The 21,644-nt window shown below is 28.7% G+C and carries 15 protein-coding genes and 3 pseudogenes; 11 read left to right on the top strand and 7 right to left on the bottom strand.

The genetic code is table 11. The annotated features are described in order from the left end of the window. Positions 1-141: 141 nt before the first annotated feature. From CAMP18498_RS01490 to CAMP18498_RS01470, 5 genes and pseudogenes are all read right to left on the bottom strand, one after another. Positions 142-414, bottom strand: a complete 273-nt coding sequence (locus tag CAMP18498_RS01490; protein ID WP_337196997.1) for a hypothetical protein — start codon at positions 412-414, stop codon at positions 142-144. Positions 415-826: 412 nt separating this feature from the next. Further along, positions 827-2,753, bottom strand: a pseudogene (locus CAMP18498_RS01485) (cytochrome C). A 184-nt stretch (positions 2,754-2,937) separates the two neighbouring features. Further along, positions 2,938-3,573, bottom strand: coding sequence for a S24 family peptidase (locus CAMP18498_RS01480; protein WP_337196995.1), 636 nt, complete (start codon positions 3,571-3,573; stop codon positions 2,938-2,940). 106 nt (positions 3,574-3,679) lie between these two features. Continuing rightward, positions 3,680-4,174, bottom strand: a complete 495-nt coding sequence (gene ftnA / locus CAMP18498_RS01475) for a non-heme ferritin (protein WP_012661514.1) — start codon at positions 4,172-4,174, stop codon at positions 3,680-3,682. Positions 4,175-4,239: 65 nt separating this feature from the next. After that, the gene (locus CAMP18498_RS01470) at positions 4,240-5,265 is read right to left on the bottom strand and encodes an SIR2 family protein (protein WP_263683658.1); all 1,026 of its coding nucleotides are present in this window, start codon (positions 5,263-5,265) and stop codon (positions 4,240-4,242) included. A gap of 130 nt (positions 5,266-5,395) precedes the next feature. On the opposite strand from CAMP18498_RS01470, the pseudogene CAMP18498_RS01465 reads away from it, so the two are divergent. Next, positions 5,396-7,830, top strand: a pseudogene (locus tag CAMP18498_RS01465) (hypothetical protein). Here the strand turns inward: CAMP18498_RS01465 and CAMP18498_RS01460 are convergent. Together CAMP18498_RS01460 and CAMP18498_RS01455 are read right to left on the bottom strand one after the other, a co-directional pair. Then, positions 7,831-9,054, bottom strand: coding sequence for a sensor histidine kinase (locus CAMP18498_RS01460; protein ID WP_337196992.1), 1,224 nt, complete (start codon positions 9,052-9,054; stop codon positions 7,831-7,833). It abuts the pseudogene before it with no gap. 56 nt (positions 9,055-9,110) lie between these two features. Next, entirely contained in the window at positions 9,111-9,770 is a 660-nt protein-coding gene (locus CAMP18498_RS01455) for a response regulator transcription factor (protein ID WP_337196990.1), read from the bottom strand. An 85-nt stretch (positions 9,771-9,855) separates the two neighbouring features. Between CAMP18498_RS01455 and CAMP18498_RS01450 the strand changes: the two genes are divergently transcribed. From CAMP18498_RS01450 to hypF, 10 genes and pseudogenes are all read left to right on the top strand, one after another. Beyond that, positions 9,856-10,839 carry a substrate-binding domain-containing protein gene (locus CAMP18498_RS01450; RefSeq protein WP_337196988.1) on the top strand — a complete coding sequence of 328 codons (984 nt, stop codon included), beginning with the start codon at positions 9,856-9,858 and terminating at the stop codon, positions 10,837-10,839. Positions 10,840-10,853: 14 nt separating this feature from the next. Next, positions 10,854-11,768, top strand: coding sequence for a phosphate ABC transporter permease subunit PstC (gene pstC / locus CAMP18498_RS01445; RefSeq protein ID WP_337196986.1), 915 nt, complete (start codon positions 10,854-10,856; stop codon positions 11,766-11,768). Beyond that, complete coding sequence (gene pstA, locus CAMP18498_RS01440) at positions 11,765-12,853, top strand: phosphate ABC transporter permease PstA (RefSeq protein WP_337196984.1); 1,089 nt, start codon at positions 11,765-11,767, stop codon at positions 12,851-12,853. The genes pstC and pstA overlap by 4 nt, the downstream gene beginning before the upstream one ends. Next, positions 12,850-13,590, top strand: a complete 741-nt coding sequence (gene pstB, locus CAMP18498_RS01435; protein WP_337196982.1) for a phosphate ABC transporter ATP-binding protein PstB — start codon at positions 12,850-12,852, stop codon at positions 13,588-13,590. Before pstA ends, pstB begins: the two co-directional genes overlap by 4 nt. Before the next feature lie 60 nt (positions 13,591-13,650). Beyond that, a pseudogene (locus CAMP18498_RS01430) lies at positions 13,651-14,863 on the top strand (DUF2920 family protein). Between the two features lie 71 nt (positions 14,864-14,934). Continuing rightward, positions 14,935-16,251 carry an MATE family efflux transporter gene (locus CAMP18498_RS01425; protein ID WP_337196981.1) on the top strand — a complete coding sequence of 439 codons (1,317 nt, stop codon included), beginning with the start codon at positions 14,935-14,937 and terminating at the stop codon, positions 16,249-16,251. Next, positions 16,227-16,892, top strand: coding sequence for a M48 family metallopeptidase (locus CAMP18498_RS01420; RefSeq protein WP_337196979.1), 666 nt, complete (start codon positions 16,227-16,229; stop codon positions 16,890-16,892). The genes CAMP18498_RS01425 and CAMP18498_RS01420 overlap by 25 nt, the downstream gene beginning before the upstream one ends. A 73-nt stretch (positions 16,893-16,965) precedes the next feature. After that, complete coding sequence (gene pepE, locus CAMP18498_RS01415; RefSeq protein ID WP_337196977.1) at positions 16,966-17,787, top strand: dipeptidase PepE; 822 nt, start codon at positions 16,966-16,968, stop codon at positions 17,785-17,787. A gap of 101 nt (positions 17,788-17,888) precedes the next feature. Beyond that, positions 17,889-19,403 (top strand): hypothetical protein, encoded by a 1,515-nt coding sequence (locus CAMP18498_RS01410; protein ID WP_337196975.1) that lies wholly within the window; start codon positions 17,889-17,891, stop codon positions 19,401-19,403. Beyond that, positions 19,384-21,582: a carbamoyltransferase HypF gene (hypF, locus tag CAMP18498_RS01405; RefSeq protein WP_337196973.1), complete on the top strand. Its 2,199-nt coding sequence runs from the start codon at positions 19,384-19,386 to the stop codon at positions 21,580-21,582. Before CAMP18498_RS01410 ends, hypF begins: the two co-directional genes overlap by 20 nt. The last annotated feature ends 62 nt before the right edge of the window (positions 21,583-21,644 follow it).

Genomic DNA, 21,644 nt, shown 5'->3' with positions numbered 1-21,644 from the left:
AAGTCATATGAAAAGTCGTGCTTTTTTGTTTATGGCATTGTGCGCATTTTTGATCGACTAATTGTTTTTGTGAATAAATTCCTGAATGTTTTGGGGTAATATAAACAGAGTGACAAGTCGCACAAGATGGTTTTTTTTCTTTTATATATCTTGAGTAGGTAAGAATTCTTGCACCCCATGAGCGCTTTTTGCTAAAGCATTGCTTGCTTTTTCATGGCAAGTTACGCATTTTTGATTGATTAAGTTTTTACTTGCTGCAATATCAGCTCTAATACCTTTACCTTTTTGAGCATGACAATCACGACAAGATGGGGTATTGCTAAATTTAAATCTTGAGTGGATAGTGTTTTTAAACTCAATAATTTTTTCAACTTTTCTACCTGATGTTGCCCATGATTCAACGCCATCAAGCATTACAACAGAGTTCTTATAGCCAAGTTCTATAGCAACTGCAGCAGCTTGAGAAGCTTCAAATCTAAAACGATTTAAACCATAAAATACTAAATTTACATTTTTATCATTAGGTAATAATTTTGCTAATTTTCCACATAGGTTGATATGGAATTAGGCATATAGCCATTAGCTTGTCTATCTTGCTCTGAATTGACATCAAAAAAATAAGTATTGTTTTGATCTAGCATTTCTTGAGCTTGTGCTAAGCTAATACTTTTTAAACCTTCTATTGAGCCTATTTATCCATTAGTCTCAGCAAAAATAAATCCTGATGGCATAAAAAGAGTAAAAAGGACAATAAAAAGTCGAGTGATTAAATTTTTCAAGACTAACTCCTTATTTTAAGGAAGAATTTTTCATTCTTCCTTTGTTTTTATTTACCATTTAGGATATTTTGTGCTTCTTGGATATAAATTAAAGCTTCTTCTATGATTTTCTTAGAATAAGCAGGCCCATGAACACCCCAAGAACCATCTTTTTCTAGTCTATCAGCTATAGCTTGAGCTTGATTAGTTAGGCTTAGTACTTTTGATTTTTGCTCTACTGAAAGTTTGGTTTTTTCAGCAAAAGTTTTATCAATATTTGCTATGCCTTTTCTAATTTTCTCGTAACCTTCTTTAACAGGGTTTTGCCATTCCATTACCTTATCATAAATCATTTCTTGATTACTAAAGTGAAGTTTTTCAGGTAAGGTTGATTGTACAGGACTGTGACAACCACTTGCACCAGGACCCATTAGATTAATATCACTAAAACTAGTTCTACCACAACTCCACATTAAATCAAGGAAAAATCTACCTTCATCATCTCTAGCTATAGTCCAACCACCAACTTTAGGCGATCTTTCTTTGCTTTCTGGCGAATTAAGTGTTTTTGCTGTTTTATCTACTTTGATATTCCAAATATGTGAAGCTCTAACATTGTCAAAACCACCTTTATCAGGGTTTTAAACCGCTCCAAAGTTTTCACAACTCATCATATTTAGCATGTGACAAGCTGTACAATTATCTTTTGCATGAATTCCACCTTTTTTGAAAAAGCTTGCTTGAGTTTCATGACAATCTTTACAAGTTTTTTTAAGTTTTGTTTTAGTATAACCGCTTTTCCAATCATTAAAAGTTACTTCATGTGGATCATGACAAGTGTTACATCTCATGCCTTTATCATAGTGTGCTGAAGAATACATTTGAGCACCTTCTGTTCCACACGCAGGACAACTTGATTTAAAATATGCGTTGAAAGGTTTTCTAGGGTTGATTTTAGCATCGGTTTCATTATATGAAAATCTTTGATGATATCTTTCGCAATTTGATGGCATACCCGCACCTCTTGCTCCATAAAGATGCGCTCCAGCCCCGTGGCATTCCTCGCAAGTAATACCTTTTGAGATAGTATGTTTTTGAAGTTCTTTTGGATTACCTAGTGCCTTCCTTACTTTTAAAATCAAATTTAAAAGTATGACAGGCTTCACAATATACAGTAGCAGGCTGGAAAACTGCTTTTTCTTTATAAGTTGTAGCATAAGAGTTTGTTCCCCATACTTGAGAGCCATTTCCTCTAAAATCTTCCATTTTAGTAGGAAAACTAGGTGTAAATGCGGCTATTTTTTGTACCATTTCAGGGGTTAAAAACTCACTTCAAAGTCTTGAGAATTGATTACCTCCTGCTGTTAATTTACCACTTAAATCACTCAAATTTCCATCTTTAACATGGTAAGTTCCACGCACAAGCCATCTATCTATAAAACCATATTTTATTCTTGGTGTTCCAATGAGAGCATAAACATCATTTGGATAAATTCCATCAGGTAAAATAGTAGCTTGAGAGTTATACATAGGTTTTTTTAAACCTTCAGCTCCACCAACTTCTTCCATTTCATGTGGGAAACGCACTGTTTTTGCATGACGAGAACGCTCCCAAGAAGCATATTGAGTAGGGTGAAACTCACCGCATTTTTTTGGACCTACAAATTTATTTGGAAAATCCAAAAAAGACTCATAAGGCAAACGATAAGTAATAGAAGCTTATTTTAAATCATGCTCAGCAGCAAATTTAGCTCCATTTTGATTTACAACCCAGTTTTCAGTTCTATCACTATGGGTAAATTTACCTACCAAACGCCCTTCTTTTTCATATTTAAAAATAGGGTGGTGTTTGTAAAGATAGTCAAAAAATGCATCTTCTTGAGCTACATATCCATCAAGGGTTCTAGGCTCTGAAGAAGCAAAAGCTTGCGAACTCAAACTTATGCCTAAAGCTAGACAGGCATAGGTAGCAACCTTAGCTAATTTGTGTTTCATAACTTCCCTTTCATGTAGTTTGTTAAAAGATAAAAATACTCTTATTTATTATCTATTAACTTTTAAAACATAATTTTGACTATTTTTTAATAAAAATTAACTTAAAAATATATCTATATTTATTTTTTGTTAATTTAAATAATAAAAATTATTATTTATAAAAAAAGAAGTTGTTTGTTAAATATTAAATTCTACTAATAGTCCCCACTACCTTACCCACGATTAAAAAATCACCATTTTGATAATGAACATCTGCATAACTTAGATTAAAAGAGTGTAGATAAACTCCGCCTTTATTACTTTTAAAAATTTGTTTGATAAACAAACCATCTCGAGTATTTACCGCAAAAACCCCGCCTTCTTTAAAGTTTTTACTTTTATCTACTAAACACAAAGAATCATCTTTGATTTCAGGTTCCATACTATCGCCTATACATGGGATGATATCACAATCTTTAGAGCCAAAAAAATCACTTAGTTTTTCATCTATAATCACTTCTGAAAAACTCACATTATCATTTAAAGCCCCACCTCCCATAGAAGCATTAACATCATAATATTTTAAAACATTATAGCTTAGATCAAGTGTTGGAGTATTATTCTCGAGAGAATCTTCGTAAAAAAATGCATTGATATTGATATTTCTTTCATTTAAAAAATGAAGTATTTGCTTATAAGGTATGGAATTTCTAAATTTCATACTATAAAAGGTATCAGGATTGATATTTAGCATTTTAGCTACATCAGAATCTTTGGCGTTTTTTATGCCTTCTTTTTGGAGTATAAATTTAAGTTTATCAGTAATTTCATTCATTTGCATAAAAATCCTTTTAAATAAAAAGTATTTTAGCAAATTTACTTTTATTTTGCAAGAATTCTTTTAAATTAAAAGATATTTAGCTTCCAAATTTATGGAAGCTAAAAAATTATTTATTGATTAAGCTTTTGATGTATTGATCTACCATGTATAAGCCATTGCCATTATCGCTTATGAGTTTGATTTTATCTACTATACCTCTAAAAAGCGCTTCTTCTTCGTGCTGTTCGCTTACGTACCATTGCAAGAAATTAAAAGTTGAATAATCTTTACTTGAAAGCATAAAATCTACAAGATTGTTAATAGAAGCAGTGATGCTTTGCTCATGCTCGAAAGTTTTTTCAAACACATCAAGTAATGATTTAAAATCACTATCAGGTTTTTTAACTTCTTTTAACTCTACTTTAGAATCAGTTTCATTTAAATAAGTGATGAGTTTTCTTGCATGATCACTTTCTTCTCTTGCATGCTCAAACAAAAACGCCCCAGCACCATCAAAACTATGCTCATAGCACCATGAACTCATACTCAAATACAAATTTGCTGCATACATTTCTTTATTGATTTGCTCGTTTAATAAAGCCACTACTTCTTTTGAAAGCATTTTTTCTCCTTTTTTAATAATGATTTTATAATGATATATTTTAAAGTTTAAAATATCATTTAATTTTAACTTTTTAATAATTTTTCTAACTCATCACTTGGATCTTCTTTTATATAATGAGATAAATATTTTGTAAATTTTTTGAAATTATTTTCACAACAAAATTCAAAATTACATTTATTTTCTCCAAATATGTCAATATATCTTTTCTTTTTACTACTTAAGTTTCTATTTGTATTTATTATATATATTGTGTAATTATTTTTATTTAATTGTAATGCTTTTTGAAAAAGATAAACTATGGACAAGTCACTTAAAGGAAAAGAAAAACCATAAATGTAAATATTCTTTGCTTTGATTATCGCGTTAAATGCTTTCATCCAAAGAGCTTGTATAATTGTATGGTTATAGTTGCTTGTTTTATCAAGTATAGGTGGAATAATTAATGGATGCATATCTATTTTTAACATATCTAAATAATACTCTGGTGCACGTTGATTATCATAAATATATATTTGACTGTTTGAAATAGAACGATTATGATACCAATTAATAGAGCCATGTAACTTTATAATTTCTGGTGTATGTTGTTTAAACAGATCATCCTTTAACGGAGTAAATACTCTATGATGTAGTTCTCTTCCTCTTGATGATAAACTATTAATTGGAAATTTATAAAAACATTCATAAAGAGTGTCTTTAGATAATATTTGTTCGAGTAATAAATCATAATTTAGCGTTATACAGGTATTTTTATTTTGATTGATAAATTTTGATAATATTTTAATGTCTTCATTATTTATATCTATACTTTTAACATTGTGCAAATTAATAAAAAAAGAATTAATTATATTTATCTTTTCAAGATAAGAAGCTTCATCTCTTAAAATTTCTTCCTTTGTTTTAAAGGGTAATGGTGATATAAGATAAGTCAATAGTTGTTCTATATTTTCTTGATAAATTTTCTCATTATTATAAATATGTCCTTGTTCTATGAAATGTTTTGATAATTCAGCAAGAGTAGGATAAGAATTATTTAGTGATTTTGAAAAACCTGCACCGAAAAAGAAAACATCATCTTTATTTTGCATAAAAAACCTTTAAATTTTATATTAATGATTTATAAAATAAGATATTTTAATCTATGAGAATAAAAAAATAATTGAAAAATAATATTCTTTTGTTTAAAATTGCAAATTTATTTATTATCAAAGGTTAAAAATGCAAGAATGGTTAAAAGTAGATGAAGAAACTTTAAAAAACAAAGTGCGTGAAGCGTATTTTTCAAAATTTTCTATAGTTGGTTCTAAGATAGATTTTATCATCACGCAAAAGCACAAAGACTTAGGCGAGATTAATTTATTTTGGGCTGAAGCTAAGCAAGGCATAAGTGATATTAAAAAATCATTTATTCAACTCATTATGACTATAAAAAATGGAAGTTTTCATACCATGCAAACACCTGCTTTAATAGGTGCATTTGATGCTGAAAAATCGCATTTTTACCTTATTATAAAATTCAAGAAATTTTTTATCAAAATGATAGGGTTTGGGGTGTAGCAGCTAGCAAACACACAAGTGAGCAGTTTTTAAAACTTTTAAAAGAATTAGATGAAATTTTAAACGAAGCTTTGATTTTTTACTATGAGAAAAATGATGAAGAATTAAAAAATTTCATAAAAGAAAATTTAACAAACGAAAACATAAGCAAATTTAAAATCGACAAAAACAACTTTGTAAGCATATATCACAAATGGAGCAAAAGCGTAAAAGAAAGCATAAGTATAGATTGGGATTTAGCAAAGAAAAACGGCATTATCGATGCGGACTTTTACCTAGCTGATTTACTCTCAAACGAAAATCAAACCATAGTAGAAAAGCTTTTTGCTATTTTAAATAAAGATCATTATGAATTTAATGCCAAAAAGACAGATCTAGGCTCTATCGCTACAGAAAAAATGGGCTTTAAAGATAATCAAAAAGCACATAAAGATTTTTGGGCTATTTATGAGCGTCCGCCTTTGGAGGAATTTTGGGATTATATGATAGAGCGTAGGGATTTGCTTGTAGATCAAGACATTAGAGAAAGAAAGGGGGCGTTTTTTACTCCAAGAATTTGGGTAGATAAGGCTTGTGAGTATTTATCAAAGGCTTTAGGTAAAGACTATGAAGAGAAATACTATATATGGGACTGTGCTGGTGGGACAGGAAATTTACTAGCAAATTTCACAAATGCAAAAAATGTTTTTTGCTCTACCATAGATAAAGCAGATGTTGATGTGATACATGAGCGTATAAAAAATGGTGCAAATTTATTTGAAAATCATGTTTTTCAATTTGACTTTTTAAATGATGAATTTTTTGATAAAGTAGATGATAAAGGCAATGTTATTTATAAATCAAAACTACCTTCAAATTTACAAGAAATTTTAAAAGATGAAAACAAACGCAAAAAACTTATCATTTTTATAAACCCGCCTTATGCAGAAGCAGGAAATTCAAAAACTGCTACAAAAACAGGTATTCACAAGGCAAAAGTAGCAAGAGAAAATAGAATTTGTGAAAAATACAAAAATATCTTAGGTAAAGCTAACAACGAACTTTTTACACAATTTTATATAAGAATATATTGTGAGATCGATGGAGCTATGCTAGCTACTTTTTCTACTTTAAAATATGTAAATAGTTCTAATTTTGATGATTTTAGAGAAACTTTTAAGGCTAAATTTTTAAAAGGCTTCATAACACCTTCTTATACTTTTGATAATGTAAATGGAAAATTTCCTATAGGATTTTTAATATGGGATATGAGTCAAAAAGATGAGCTTAAAAAGGTAAGGCTTGATGTGTTTAATGAAAATGGAAATTTTTTAGGTAAGAAAAATTTTTATAACGATAAAAAAGAAAGTATAAATAAATGGCTTAGAAAATTTAATATTAAAGATAATGGAATAGGTGTATTGATGTCCGATGCACCTGATTTTCAACAAAATAACCATGTTGCAATTTTAAATCAGAAAGGGACAGCGCATTTAATTTTTCAAAATATAAATCAAAAAAACCTTATTGATACCGCAGTTTATTTTTCAGTACGCCATGCTATAAAAGCTACTTGGCTAAATAATAGAGATCAGTTTTTATACCCAAACAAAGCATATCAAAACGACAAAGAATTTCAAAGTGATTGTCTTGCTTTTATGCTTTTTCATGGACAAAATTATATAAGTGCAAAAGAAGGTGTAAATCACTTCATACCTTTTAGCGAGAAAGAATTAGGCATTACTCAAGAAGCATTTAAGAGCGATTTTATGTATAAATTTATAAATGGCAAGATAAAAAATGAAGATGTTTTATTTGATGATACATTAGATAAGGTGGAATTTTCTAATGAAGCAAAAGAGCTTTTAAAAGCAGGCAAAGAACTTTTTAAGTATTATCACACACATAAAGAAAAGGCAGGGTATTTAGTAAATGCTTCTTTGTATGATATAAAAGAATTTTTTCAAGGTAGAGATGAAAAAGGAAAGATGAATATGCCTAGCAAAGCAAAAGATGAGCATTATAAAATTTTACTTAGTGATTTGAATTTAGCTTTAAATGTTTTAGCTAAAAAAATCGAACCAAAAATTTATGAATATGGTTTTTTAAGAGAGTGATTAGCTAATACTAAAAGAAAAAATACTACCTTTTTGTGGGTTAGATTGAATTTTTAAAGAACTTTTGTGCAAAGTGAGTATTTTTTTAACTAAAAACAATCCTAATCCAAAAGAGTTATTTTGTGTCGAGTTTGCTTTGTAGAATTTTTTTGTTATAAATTTAAGGTGTTTTTCTTCTATGCCTACACCTTGATCTATGATAGTAAAATTTTGATTTTCTACAATGATTAGCACCTCTTTTTTACTGTATTTTAGGGCATTATCTATTAGATTAATGATGACTTGCTCTATGAGAAATTTATCCGCTTTGACAAAGCTTGTTTGGCCTTGGATTTTCAACCTATCATCTCTAAAACTTTCTAATAAATTTTTACTTAAAGCATATAGGTCGAATTTTTCTAAATTTAAAGAATCAAAATTAAGATTAAAAACAAAATTGAGTTTGTGTGTTAGTTGGTTGATTTTTACGCTTTGTTTGTGAATTTTTTCAAGTAAAAATAATTTCATATTTTCATCATTAGTTTCTTTTAAAGATTGCAAGCTCAAATCTATAACGCTTATAGGGTTTTTAAGTTCATGTGATATAGCGCTGATTACATTGCTTAGTTGGGTGTTTTTGGTTTGAATTTTTTTAGCTTGTTTTTTGTTTTTTAATTCTTGCTTGATGAGTAATTTTTTAATTTTCAATAAGCGTAAATTTAAATTTTTTAATTCATAAACGAAATTATATTTTAAAATGAAATTAGTATTTGATTTGATACTTTTAACAAACAATAATAATTCTTGAAAATAATTTTTGAAAAAATAAAACGCAACAAAATAAAACGCAACAAGTGCAAGTAAAAAGAAAGAAAAAATAATAATATTCTTAATCCAAAAATTTTGCACCAAAGAGTGTATTTTAGGATATACAATGATGATGTATTGATAGTTTTTATAAGCATAAGCTTTAAAATAAATTTCTTTTTGTTTATAAAAATCATGAGTAAAATTAGACTCAAAGTGATTTAAAAAATAAGAATAATCTTTTAATGATGAAAAAATATCATCATTTTGTTTAATGATAAAATCTGCTCTAGTTTCTAGGGCAAATTGCTTGATATTATTGGAATTTAGTGTATCTAATAACTGAAATTGTAAAACATCATTGAGTGTTTTTAGTTTTTGCTCATAAGTGTTTTTTACCGTAGTATTGATATAGCTTTCATTGAAAAAATAAAACAATATAAAAAAAGCAATACAAAAAAATCCAAGTGTAAAAAGGAAAAATGTTTTTATTTTTAGCACAATTTATAACCCACCGAGCGCACTGAAATGATATTTTCTTTAATTTGTGGAATTTTTTGTTTTAATCTTAAAATAGCTGTATTGATTGTCTTATCGCTTGTTGTGTCATTTTTCCATACTTGCTCACTTAAAAATTGACGGCTTAGAAGTTGATTTTTGTGGTTAAAAAAACACTTGAGTAGTTCTACATCTAGGGTTGATAAATTTTCAAATGTATTTGTTTGATAGATTAATTTTCTTTCTTCTATATATAAAGTAAAATCTTGATAAGAAATTTGTTCTTTTGGAGTTTTATTTCTTTTGGTTACAGCTTTAATTCTAAATAAAAGCTCATTAAAATCAAAAGGTTTACATATATAATCATCACAGCCTTGCTCAAAACCTTCTAAAATATCTTTTTGTAAAGTCTTTGCACTAAGAAAAATCACAGGCTCCATATAACCTTTTTTTCTTAATTGTTTTATCATCTCTACACTATCGCCACTTGGTAAATTTCTATCCATGATGATTAAGTCTATTTCATTTGTATCTAGAAAATTTTCTAAGTCAAAAAAATCAAAATAACTATAAATTTTTATATTTTCTTGACTAAGTCTTAGTGTGATTAATTCGTTTAAGTCTTTATCATCTTCTATCAAAATAACATTTAACATATAAAAATTATATCAAAAAATACATGTATCCAAAATGTTTCCAAGTTTTTTTAAATTTTCATTACTTTTTAACTAAGGAGAAAAAATGAAAAAACTTTTGGCTTTAAGTATAGCTACTTTTGTTAGTCTAAACGCAGCAGAATTAAAAATAGCAGGTTCATCTACTGTCTATCCTTTTACTTCTTTTGTTGCAGAAGAGTATGCTGTTATAAAAAATACAAAAACACCTATAGTTGAAAGTCTTGGCACAGGCGGTGGTTTTAAAGTATTTTGTGAGGGAATTACTGATATTTCTAATGCCTCAAGAGCAATCAAGCCAAGTGAATTTGAAACTTGTAAAAAATCAGGCGTGAGTGATATAGTCGGGATTATGATAGGTTATGATGGCATAGTTTTAGCTCAAAATAAAATCAATGCTCCATTAAATATAAGCTTACATGAGTTATTTTTAGCTTTGGCTAAAGAAATTCCACAAGATGGAAAATTAGTCCCAAATCCTTACACAAATTGGCAACAAATCAATAAAAATTTACCAAATAGAAAAATTACAATCTATGGTCCTCCATCAAGTTCAGGAACAAGAGATAGTATAGAAGAACTTGTAATGGTAGATATTTCTAAAAAAATTCCTGAATATAAAGGTGCATATAAAACTATACGCCAAGATGGAGCATTTATACCAAGCGGTGAAAATGATAATTTAATTGTTTCAAAACTTTCTGTTGATAAAGAAGCTTTTGGGCTTTTTGGATACGGATTTTTAGCTAGTAATGATGATAAGATTAATGCTGCTTACATTGATGGTGTAAAAGCTGATGAGAAAAATATATCTGAGGGAAAATATAAATTAGCGCGTTCTTTATTTATATATATGAATGCTAAGAAAAATCCAGAAGTATTTGAATTTGCAAAAATTTATATGAGCGATGATTTAGCTAAAAGCGGAGCAGAATTAGAAAAAATAGGATTAGTTCCTTTGGATGAAAAAACTTTGAAACAAACCCAAAAACATATAGAAGAAAAAGGTTTATTAACTGATGAGCTTGTTAAAGCAGGGAAAGTTTTTTGATTTAGGATGAAAAATTGATAAAAGAAAAAATAATAAAATTAACGCTTTTTCTTTGTGCTTTTGTTAGCGTAGTAGTAAGCTTTGCTATTATGCTAACTATTTTAATAGATGCATTAAAATTTTTTCAAAAAGAAAGCGTATTTACTTTTTTATTCTCAAGTCAGTGGGCAGCAGATGCTGCATTTGTAGGTGCTGATGGAAGTAGCAAGCATGGGGTTTTTGGTGCTTTGAGTTTATTTTGGGGAACTTTTTATATTTCATTAATAGCAATGCTAACAGCCTTACCTTTAGGTGTAATGTGTGCTATTTATCTTGGAGTATTTGCAGGTAAAAAATCTAAAAACTATTTAAAACCTATTTTAGAAATCATAGCAGGAATTCCTACTGTAGTTTTTGGATTTTTCGCAGCCATAGTTGTAGCTCCTTTTATAGTGTGGTTTTTTTCTCTTTTTGGTATCAAAGCTAGTTTTCAAAGTGCTTTAGGTGCAGGTTTTATCATGGGTATTATGATAGTTCCTATAGTGGCTTCACTCTCACAAGATTGCATTGAAGCTGTAAGTTTAAAAAGGATAAACGGAGCTTATGCTTTAGGTATGACTAAAAAAGAAGTCGTTTTTGCAGTAATTTTACCAGAAGCAATGCCAGGTATAGTTGCAGCTTGTCTTTTAGGACTTTCAAGAGCTTTAGGTGAAACAATGATTGTTGTTATGGCTGCTTCATTGCGTCCAAATTTAACAATGAATTTTTTAGAAGATATGACAACAGTGACTGTAAAAATAGTAGAAGCATTAAGTGGTGATCAAGCTTTTGATAGTTCTTTGGCTTTAAGTGCATTTTCTTTAGGGTTTGTGCTTTTTATTATTACATTAATCATTAATATTTTTAGCGTTTATTTGATAAATCGCTTCCATAAAAGGAAAAATTTATGAAAAGACTTTTTAAACAAAGAAAAAAAGCTTCAAAAAATTTCAAAAGATTCTGTAAAATGGGGCTTTATATAAACCTTATTTTTCTTTGTGTTTTTTTATCAAGCGTAGGGTATCTTGGGATAGGAGCTTTTAAGCAAACTTATATTTATGCCCAGGCTGATAGAAATAGCCCTTCGTATGAGCTTTTATCGCGCGCTGAACAAAGGAAAATAAGAACAGGTCAAATCAAAGAAAAATCTTGGCTTTTAGCAAATTCTGAAGTTGATCAATATATGAAAAAAAACTACAATAAATTAAGTGATGAGCAAAAAAAATTAGTTGATGAATTAGTTCAAAAGCAAGAAATTAAGCTAAGTTTTAACACGAATTTTTTCCTTAATGGAGATTCTAAATCACCTGAAAATTCAGGAATCTTTGCTTCTGTGGTTGGAACTTTGCTTGTAATGTTAGTATGTATGGCTGTGAGTATCCCAATAGGAGTTGGAGCAGCTATTTATTTAGAAGAATTTGCTCCGCAAAATGTATTTACGCATTTTATAGAAGTGTGTATAAATAATTTAGCTAGTATTCCTAGCATTTTATTTGGACTTTTAGGTCTTGGAGTGTTTATTAATCTTTTTGGTATGCCTCGTTCTAGTGCTTTAGTTGGAGGATTAACTTTGGCTATTATGAGTTTGCCTATTATCATTGTTTCAACTAAAGCTGCATTAAAAAGTGTGGATGTTAATATGAAAAATGCAGCATATGCTTTAGGTATGACTAAAATTCAAATGATAAAAGGCATTATGCTACCTTTGGCAATGCCTATGATTTTAACAGGTTCTATTTTAACTCTAGCAGGGGCTATTGGCGAAACCGCACCTTTGATGATTATAGGTATGATAGCTTTTATACCTGATGTGGCAAATAGTTTTTTTGCGCCAACAAGTGTCTTGCCTGCTCAAATTTTTTCATGGTCAGCTATGCCAGAGCGTGCATTTTTAGAAAGAACAGCAGCAGGGATTATAGTGCTTTTATCTCTTTTGGTAATTTTAAATTTAGCAGCAATACTTTTAAGAAGATATTTTCAAGGAAAATTAAAATGATAGCAAAAACAACAAATCTAAATTTATTTTATGGTAAAAAACAGGCTTTGTTTGATATTAATATGGAAATTCAAAAAAATAAAATCACAGCTTTAATAGGTGCTTCAGGATGTGGAAAATCCACATTTTTGCGTTGTTTTAATAGGATGAATGACAAAATAGCAAAAATCGATGGTCTTGTTGAGATTGATGGAAAAGATGTTAAAAATCAAGATTTAGTTGTGCTTAGAAAAAAAGTCGGAATGGTATTTCAACAACCTAATGTTTTTGTAAAAAGCATTTATGATAATATTTCTTATACTCCAAAACTCCATGGGATGATCAAAAATAAAGATGAAGAAGATGCTTTAGTGGAAGATTGTCTTAAAAAAGTGGGTCTTTTTGAGGAAGTAAAAGATAAACTAAAACAAAATGCTCTAGCACTTTCAGGTGGTCAGCAACAACGCATTTGTATAGCAAGAGCTTTGGCTATAAAGCCAAAATTATTACTTTTAGATGAACCAACTTCTGCACTTGATCCTATATCTTCAAGCATTATAGAAGAGCTTATTAAAGAATTAAGTCATAATCTTTCCATGATTATTGTGACACATAATATGCAACAAGGTAAGCGCGTGGCTGATTATACTGCGTTTTTTCATTTAGGAGAACTTGTAGAATTTGGAGAGAGTAAAGAATTTTTTGAAAATCCCAAAGAAGAAAAAACAAAAGCTTATTTAAACGGAGCTTTTGGGTAATTTTTATTTATTTAGAAATTTTGATAATATAATTAATCAAAATTTCTAAAAGGCTTAATAATGCTCATAAATCAAACTTATTTCATAGACTCTTGTGATGATGTAGAATTAAATATAAAAAGAGAAAGTAAATTAGAATATAGAATCACTTATGATGATAGTAAACAAATGAAAGCTATTGTTTTTATCATAGGTGGATATGGAGCTAATGCAAATATACATTTTCTAGAAAGTTATAGAAATTTTATAGCTAAAAAATTTGATGTAGTAACTGTAAATGTATTTTATCATTGTTTTTGTCAAAGAGTTTCTGATGTGGATAAATATAGTGCGACTACTACTTTTATGGAAGATGATTTACCTTTTTTGAAAGAAGTTTTAGAAAATTTCAAAATTCAATCAAGTAAATTAGATACCAATAATGCTCATATACATTATGATTATTTGTATCATACCATTACTAATTTAAAAGAGAAAAAATTATTAGATGTAGATTATAAGGTTGGTCTTTCACGTTCTTTTATCCCACCCAACAATGAGTATAATAATTTTGCTATTATGCCTGCTATCGATCATATCAATGCCTTAAAAGATATAATGAAAAATTATCCTCAATTTAAATCTTTACCTAAAATTTACGGGGGGGGGGTCATACGGTGGCTTAGTGGCATTAATGTGTGCTAAAATAGCTCCTTGGTATGTAGATGGAGTGATAGATAATTCAGGTGCTGCATTGCCTCCGTTGCATTATATTGTAGGCAGAGATGTTCAAGGATGCGATCATATACTTAAAACTTCAAATACTATATTATATGGAATCATTAAAACCCATTGGACACGCAAAAATCCAAACTCACCTTATTATTTTGCTGATGAAAATTATTTAATAAGAGCTTTACTTAATAAAGATCATTTAATTTTACAAGCTCAAAAGAATAAAAATATTATTTATACAAGTTATCATAGTGCTAAAGATGATGCAACTCCAGTTGAATATAAAATTTCTATGATAGAAATTTTAAAAGCCTTAAATTATGAAGTAGATTTTCATCTAATAGATGAAAAAGATATAGATGGTAAATTTATTAAAAATTTAACTCATGGGTGTGGAATTCCCGATAAGGCATTATTTAATAAAGAATTACCTATTATGCTTGAAAAATTAAAAGATAAAACATTTAGTATGAAAGAAGATAGTATATCTTATCCTTGCAAAAATAAAGTTTTTACTTTTAAAGATGAAAATGATAAATTTGTTTTAGAGATATTATAAAGCTTATAAAAAGTAATTTTTAAGTAAAATTACTTTTTACTTTCAAAAGATTATTATCAAAAAGAGTATTTATGGCAAGCAAACAACTTTCACTTAAACATCTTAGTATGCCTATATTGCTTGAAATGTTTTTAAGATATTTTTCTTTGATTATCAACACCGTGATGGTTTCGCAGTATTCTAACTTTTTAGTTGGGGCTATGGGTACGGGTAATCAAGTAGCAGATTTATTTATCATTATTTTTAGTTTTTTAAGTGTGGGTTGTAGTGTAGTGATCGCTCAAGCTTTAGGAGCTAAAGATTACACTCTAGCAAGAAAGGCAATTCATCAAAGTTTATTTTTAAATGTCTTGCTTGGTTTTGTGTGTGGAAGTTTGATTTTATGGCATGGAGAGTTTTTACTCTATCTTTTGCAAATCCCAAATGAGCTTTTAAAAGATAGTGCGATTTACTTGCATATGCTTGGAATTTGTTTGTTTTTTGACGCTATGGGTATAGTTTTAACTGCTATTATTAGGGTGTATAATATGGCTTATTGGGTTATGTTTACTACCTTATTGATGAATATTGTGATATTTATAGGAAATTTTTATGTATTACATTTTACAAAGTTAGAGCTTTTTGGGGTAGGGCTTAGTAATATACTTGGGCGTTTGGTAGCCTTTAGCATGCTTGTAGCAATACTTAGTTTTAAACTCAAAATTCATCTTAAAATTAAAGAGATGATAAGCCTTGAAAAAGCTGTGCTTAAAAAGATTTTTAATATCGGTGGTTTTGCAGCAGGAGAGCATTTGATATGGTTTATACAATACACCATAGCTTTTGCTTTTGTAGCAAGTTTAGGTAAAGAAAACTTAAGTGTTCAAACGATTTATTTTCAAATTTCTTTACTTATCATGCTAGTAGGGCAAGCCATAAGCGTGGCAAATGAAATTATCATAGGTAAATTAGTCGGCGCAAAATACTTAAATGTAGCCTATAAACATACTTGGATAGCTTTATATTTTAGCGTGATAGCAAGTGCTTTTGTAGCTTTGCTTAATTATGTTTTGCAAGATTTTACCATGGGTGTGGTAAAGCTTGAAGAAAGTTTAAAAAAACTTATGATACCACTTTTTACTCTTTCAATTTTCTTAGAAATCTCAAGAACTTTTAATATAGTCATGGTGAATTCGCTAAGAGCAAGTGGTGATGCAAGGTTTCCATTTTTAAGTGGAGTGGTGTTTATGCTTGGGGTTTCTTTACCGGTTGGCTATGTGCTTTGTTTTTATGCTGGCTTTGGAATTTTAGGAGTTTGGATAGGTTTTTGTGCGGATGAGTTTTTACGTGGTATTGTAAATTCATATAGATGGAAAAGTAAAAAATGGCAAGGCAAAGCACTAGTATAAAAGGAATTTTAGAATTTAAAGAATTTCGTTTTGCCTTTGAAAAGAAAAAACTTAAATACTTAAGACTTAGGATAGATAGGGATTTAAATTTCAAGCTTAGCATACCGCTATATTATAAACAAAGAGATGTTTTAAGGTTTTTAGAAAAAAATGAAAGCTGGATTAGAGCCAAAGAAAAAGAACTTTCTTTAAAAAGAGTAGTTTTAGCGAGTGATGAGTTGTATTTTTTAGGTAAAAAATACAAGCTAGTTTTTAACGAAAATCACAAAAAAGTTCTCATAAAAAAAGATAAAATCTTTGCAAAAAATCAAAAATCCTTAGATCTTTTTTTAAGGCGTAGTGCTAGAGTGATTTTTGAGTATTTTATAAAAAAATGGCAATTTGTTCACAAGAGAAAAGTGCAAAGAATTTGTATTAAAGAAATGATCTCAAGATGGGGTTCTTGCAATCATCAAAAAGCATACATAAACTTAAATTTAAAACTCATGCAAAAACCTATAAAAGCTATAGAATATGTGATTTTACATGAACTTACACATTTAATCTACCCACATCATCAAAAAGAATTTTATGATTTTTTATATAAATTTATGCCTGATTACAAGGCAAGAGAAGTTTTTCTAAAAAGTCTTATTTTTTAACAAGAATTTATTTTAATTTAAAAAAATATTTATTAAAATAAATAGTTTTTAAATATCTTTTAGAGGAAAAACAATGAAAAGAAGAAATTTGTTAAAAGTAGGTGCTCTTGGTTTAGCTGCTATGCTTTTTAGCGGGGTGGCTTTAAATGCTAATGATGTGGTTAATTTCCCAAAAGATAAGCAAAAAGCTTTATTGCTTTCAAGTTCAGGCTATAAAGACACTGGGTATTTAAACCATGCTTTACCTTGGCTTAAAGAATTTGTCGAAAAAAACAACTTAAAAGGTAAAAAAGTAGCATTCATACCTTATGCGGGTGTTAGAAAAACTTATGAGCAATATGAAGCACAAGTTGCTAAAGCTTTAGAAAGCTTAGGACTTCAAATAATTAGCGTACATAGAGGAAATGCTGCTGATATTGTTAAAAGTGCTGATGCGATTTTTGTAGGGGGTGGAAATACTTTTGAACTTGTAAATCAACTTTATAATAATGACCTAGTAGAACTCATCGCAAAAAGAGTAAGTGAGGGTGTGCCTTATGTTGGTTGGTCAGCAGGCTCAAACGTAGCAGGTGTAACTATGATGACAACTAATGATATGCCTATAGTTGAACCAAAATCATTCAATACTTTTAATATCTTCCCTCATCAAATCAACCCGCATTTTATCTCAGGTAAACCAGTAGGACATAATGGTGAAAGTCGTGAAGAAAGACTTGAAGAGTTTTTGATTGTTAATCCTAAAGTTGTTGTTTATGCTTTACCTGAAGGTGTTGCATTGTCACTTGATGGTAAAAAAGCAAAAGTTTTAGGTATGGATAAAAATGCTCCACTTTTAAAACTTGAAAACAAAAAAGAAATTCAAAAAATCGCTATCGGTTCTGAATTTAACTACTAAAATAACAAGCTATCTATATTTTAGATAGCTTGTTTAAGCTTTCCTTAGAATTAAAATTGTTATATTTATGCTTTAGAAATTTTAATTTTAAGGTTTTAAACTTGCTTTTAGAAATTACTTTTGATTATAAATCTAAAAACGATATTTTTGAGTATTTGTTAGCTTATTATGCTAAAGATTATGTGTATAATTATGAGCAAAAAGATGAGAAAATCATCATTAAAATTAAAGGCGAAAAAGATGAAATTCAAGCCTTTTGTTCTAATTTAGAAAATATCAGCCACAGTGTTTTTTTAAACAAATTTGACTTAAAAGTTACAGAAGAAGATTTTACGCCCATAAAAAAAGAAAAAACCTTCACTAAAAGAAGTTTTTTAACAAGACTTAATGCAAATGCTTATACTAATGGTGAGCTTTTAGAAAATGAATGGGGTGTTTTTGTAGAAGAAGAGTTTAGGATAGAAGAAGATTTTATAAAAATCACTAAAGAAAATTTCTGCGATAATTTAAAAAAAGCTTTAGAAAAATTAAAAAACAAAGAAAAAATACATTTTAAAAGCTCAAAAGGAGTATATGCTTTTGAAATTTTTAATGAAGTATTGGATGATTTTTTAATGCCAAGTGATCCAAAGCATATCAATGCATTTTTTTCTTGCAATAACGAGCAATTTAAAATCTTAGCAGGGGTTGAAAAGCCTCTAATGAAGCTTAAATTCAATGCTATTTTTAGACAAAATCATCAATTAAATCATGAGTATTTTAAAATAAAAATATATGATAATCTTTTCTTGTTTGCCTTATGTTTTGAGCTTGAAAAAGAAGGAATTAAGTTTTTAAATTTTAAAAAACTAGAACATTTTGAAGATGATTTTGAAGTGGCTTTAATCGAAAATGAGCTAGTAGTTTGTAGGGGTTATGATTATATTTTACCTGAGTTTAAAAATTTGATTTTTCAAAAAGAAGATAAAAATTTTGCAAGAATTTCTTGTATATTGTCTGATTTTAAAGACAAAAAGCCTTTGCTTTTAGAACTTAGCAAAAGAAATGATGATATTATCTTACTTGATAAAGAGCTAAATCTTTTAAAACTAAATTTACCAAAAAGTTTTGATGAGTTTTATGAAATTATAAGTCAAGATGATGTTGCTAAGAGATTACTAGCTAATTATGAAAAAGAATTTATTCTTGTGCGAAAAGAACTTAACATAGCTAATAATTTTTTTAATCTTTTTGGCATGGTAGGGATGATTTTAGAGCTTGGTGAAGATGTACAAAGTGCCGCATTAGCGCTTTTGGCCTTAGCAGATGAGAGTAAAATGGCAAAAGGTGTTAGGATAGACTTTAAGCTTAATGAGCAAAAAGAATTTGATTATACTAAGACCTTAAGAAGCGTGATGAGTTTTAAGCTTGCTGGAGTAGAAAATCAAATCATAGCCTTAGGTGTTGTTGAGAGTTTGGCGTATTTTTTAAGAGATTTATTTGATGATTTAAAGGCTAAAGAACAAGTTGATTGTGCCGTGCTTAGTGGGAGCTTGTTTGAACACAAAAGCCTTAGTAAAAATGTATTCAAACACATACCATTTTTTAAGTTAAGCGATGTCCCGCTTTGGATATGAAATTCATATTAAAGGGCTAGTGCAAGGCGTTGGCTTTCGTCCTTTTGTTTTCAATATAGCTAAAGAGCTTAATTTAAAAGGTGAAGTTTATAATAATAGCTTAGGAGTTGTTATAATCCTTGAGTGTAGCAATGATGAATTAAAAATTTTTAAAGAAAAACTTTTTACTAATTTACCACCTTTAGCTAGGATAGATGATTTTAATTTTTCTTATAAAAAACTTCAAAAAACTTATAATGATTTTAGCATAAGTACTTCACAAGATAGTGAAAAATTTAGCCCGATTTTGAGTGATTTTGCTCTTTGTGAGGATTGCTATAATGAATTTTATGATGAGAAAAATCCGCGTTTTAAATATCCTTTCATCACTTGCACAAATTGCGGGCCAAGATTTTCTATTATAAAAAAACTTCCATATGATAGAGTTAATACCACTATGGATGAGTTTAAAATGTGTTCTTTTTGTCAAAGCGAGTATGAAGATCCTACCAATCGTCGCTTTCATGCCCAACCACTCTCATGTCCAAAATGTAAAATTACTATTTTTTTAAAAGATAAAAATCAAAATATTTTAGCCAAAGATGAAAAAGCTTTTATTTTGCTTGCAAAGCTTTTAGAAGAAGGTAAAATCATAGCTTTTAAAGGTATGAGTGGATTTCATTTAATTTGTGATAGCACAAATGAAAATGCTATAAATGAACTTAGAATACGCAAAAATCGCCCTAAAAAGCCTTTTGCTATCATGGTAAAAGATCTTAAAACGGCTCAAGAATTAGCTTTTATTAATGAAGCTGAAGCAAAACTTTTAACTTCAAATTTAAAACCCATAGTTATTTTAAATAGCAAAAATATCCATAAAAGCTTGGCATCAGATACCAATAAAATAGGCATTATGTTAGCTTATATGGGAACGCATTTAATGCTTTTTGAACATTTTAAAAAACCTATCATTGCAACAAGTGCTAATTTAAGCTCACAAAGCATTATTTATGAAGAAACAAAACTTTTAGAGCAACTTAGTGATGTGTTTGATTTTTATCTTGATTATGATAGAGTAATACATAACTCAAGCGATGATAGCATTGCTCAGGTTATTGGTAAAGAAGTGATGTTTTTAAGGACTTCAAGAGGCCTTAACCCACTTTATATCAATACAGCAGATATTTTTAATACAAAAGAAAATATTCTAGCTCTAGGAAGTGAATTAAAAAATGAATTTGCATGTTTTTTTAAAAATCAAATTTTCATTTCTCCTTATATAGGCGATATGAAAAGTTTAGACATACAAGAGAGATTTTTTAAAATTTTAACTTTCTTTCAAAACTCTTATAAACTAAATTTTGATCATATTTTAAGCGACAAACATCCACAATTTAACTATGTAAAAGAATTTAGAGATTATAAAAATTTTCGTGTGCAACATCACTATGCACATTTGTGTGCTTGTTTATTTGAACACAAAATTTACAAAAATGATGTTTTAGCCTTTGTTTTTGATGGAACAGGTTATGGAGATGATGGAAAAATTTGGGGTGGGGAGATTTTTAGAGCGAGTTTAAAAAGCTATGAAAGGCTAAATCATTTTAAAAATTTCAAACTAATTAATGCAGATATTAAAAATATCGCAAATTTAGCTTTAGCTTTAATTTTTGATTTTAATTTAGAAAGCAAAGCTAGCGAGTTTTTAGCTAAATTTTCTCAAGTAAAATTAAACAACCTTAAAAAAATTCACGCTCAAAGCTCTTTATATACGAGTTCTCTTGGTAGGATTATTGATGCTTTTGGCTCTTTTGCTTTTGATATACAAAAGCTTGATTATGAAGCACAAATTGGGCTTTTGATGGAAAAATATTATGATAAAAATCTTGATTATAGTTACAAATTTGATATCAAAGAAAAAGAAATTTGCTTTAAAAATGCTTTTTTGCAAGCTTTAGAAGATAAAGATAAAATTAAAATTAGCACAGGTTTGCTTAATGGCATTGTAAATTTAATTATAGAATATTCAAAAGATTTTAAAGAAGAAGTACTTTTGTGTGGCGGGGTATTTCAAAATAAAACCTTGCTTGAAATTTTAGATCGAAAAAAATTTGCTTATAAAACTTCTTTGCAATTTCCTTGTAATGATAGTTCTATTGCACTTGGACAACTTGTGCATTATTTATCTTTAAAAACTTAATAAAGCTCATATTTTTTTAATACTTTTTTATATACAATAAAATAAAAATATAAAGGAAAGAT

It is taken from the genome of Campylobacter sp. W0066.2 (assembly GCF_024723515.1).
Taxonomy (GTDB): Bacteria; Campylobacterota; Campylobacteria; order Campylobacterales; family Campylobacteraceae; genus Campylobacter_D.
This window is presented reverse-complemented; position numbering and strand designations above follow the sequence as displayed.

What these genes read in the sequence shown, in the direction of transcription:
- CAMP18498_RS01490 (WP_337196997.1), bottom strand. Translation starts at nt 414, where the DNA reads ATGCTTGATGGCGTTGAATCATGGGCAACATCAGGTAGAAAAGTTGAA.
- CAMP18498_RS01480 (WP_337196995.1), bottom strand. Translation starts at nt 3,573, where the DNA reads ATGCAAATGAATGAAATTACTGATAAACTTAAATTTATACTCCAAAAA.
- ftnA (WP_012661514.1), bottom strand. Translation starts at nt 4,174, where the DNA reads ATGCTTTCAAAAGAAGTAGTGGCTTTATTAAACGAGCAAATCAATAAA.
- CAMP18498_RS01470 (WP_263683658.1), bottom strand. Translation starts at nt 5,265, where the DNA reads ATGCAAAATAAAGATGATGTTTTCTTTTTCGGTGCAGGTTTTTCAAAA.
- CAMP18498_RS01455 (WP_337196990.1), bottom strand. Translation starts at nt 9,770, where the DNA reads ATGTTAAATGTTATTTTGATAGAAGATGATAAAGACTTAAACGAATTA.
- CAMP18498_RS01450 (WP_337196988.1), top strand. Translation starts at nt 9,856, where the DNA reads ATGAAAAAACTTTTGGCTTTAAGTATAGCTACTTTTGTTAGTCTAAAC.
- pstA (WP_337196984.1), top strand. Translation starts at nt 11,765, where the DNA reads ATGAAAAGACTTTTTAAACAAAGAAAAAAAGCTTCAAAAAATTTCAAA.
- pstB (WP_337196982.1), top strand. Translation starts at nt 12,850, where the DNA reads ATGATAGCAAAAACAACAAATCTAAATTTATTTTATGGTAAAAAACAG.
- CAMP18498_RS01425 (WP_337196981.1), top strand. Translation starts at nt 14,935, where the DNA reads ATGGCAAGCAAACAACTTTCACTTAAACATCTTAGTATGCCTATATTG.
- CAMP18498_RS01420 (WP_337196979.1), top strand. Translation starts at nt 16,227, where the DNA reads ATGGCAAGGCAAAGCACTAGTATAAAAGGAATTTTAGAATTTAAAGAA.
- pepE (WP_337196977.1), top strand. Translation starts at nt 16,966, where the DNA reads ATGAAAAGAAGAAATTTGTTAAAAGTAGGTGCTCTTGGTTTAGCTGCT.
- hypF (WP_337196973.1), top strand. Translation starts at nt 19,384, where the DNA reads ATGTCCCGCTTTGGATATGAAATTCATATTAAAGGGCTAGTGCAAGGC.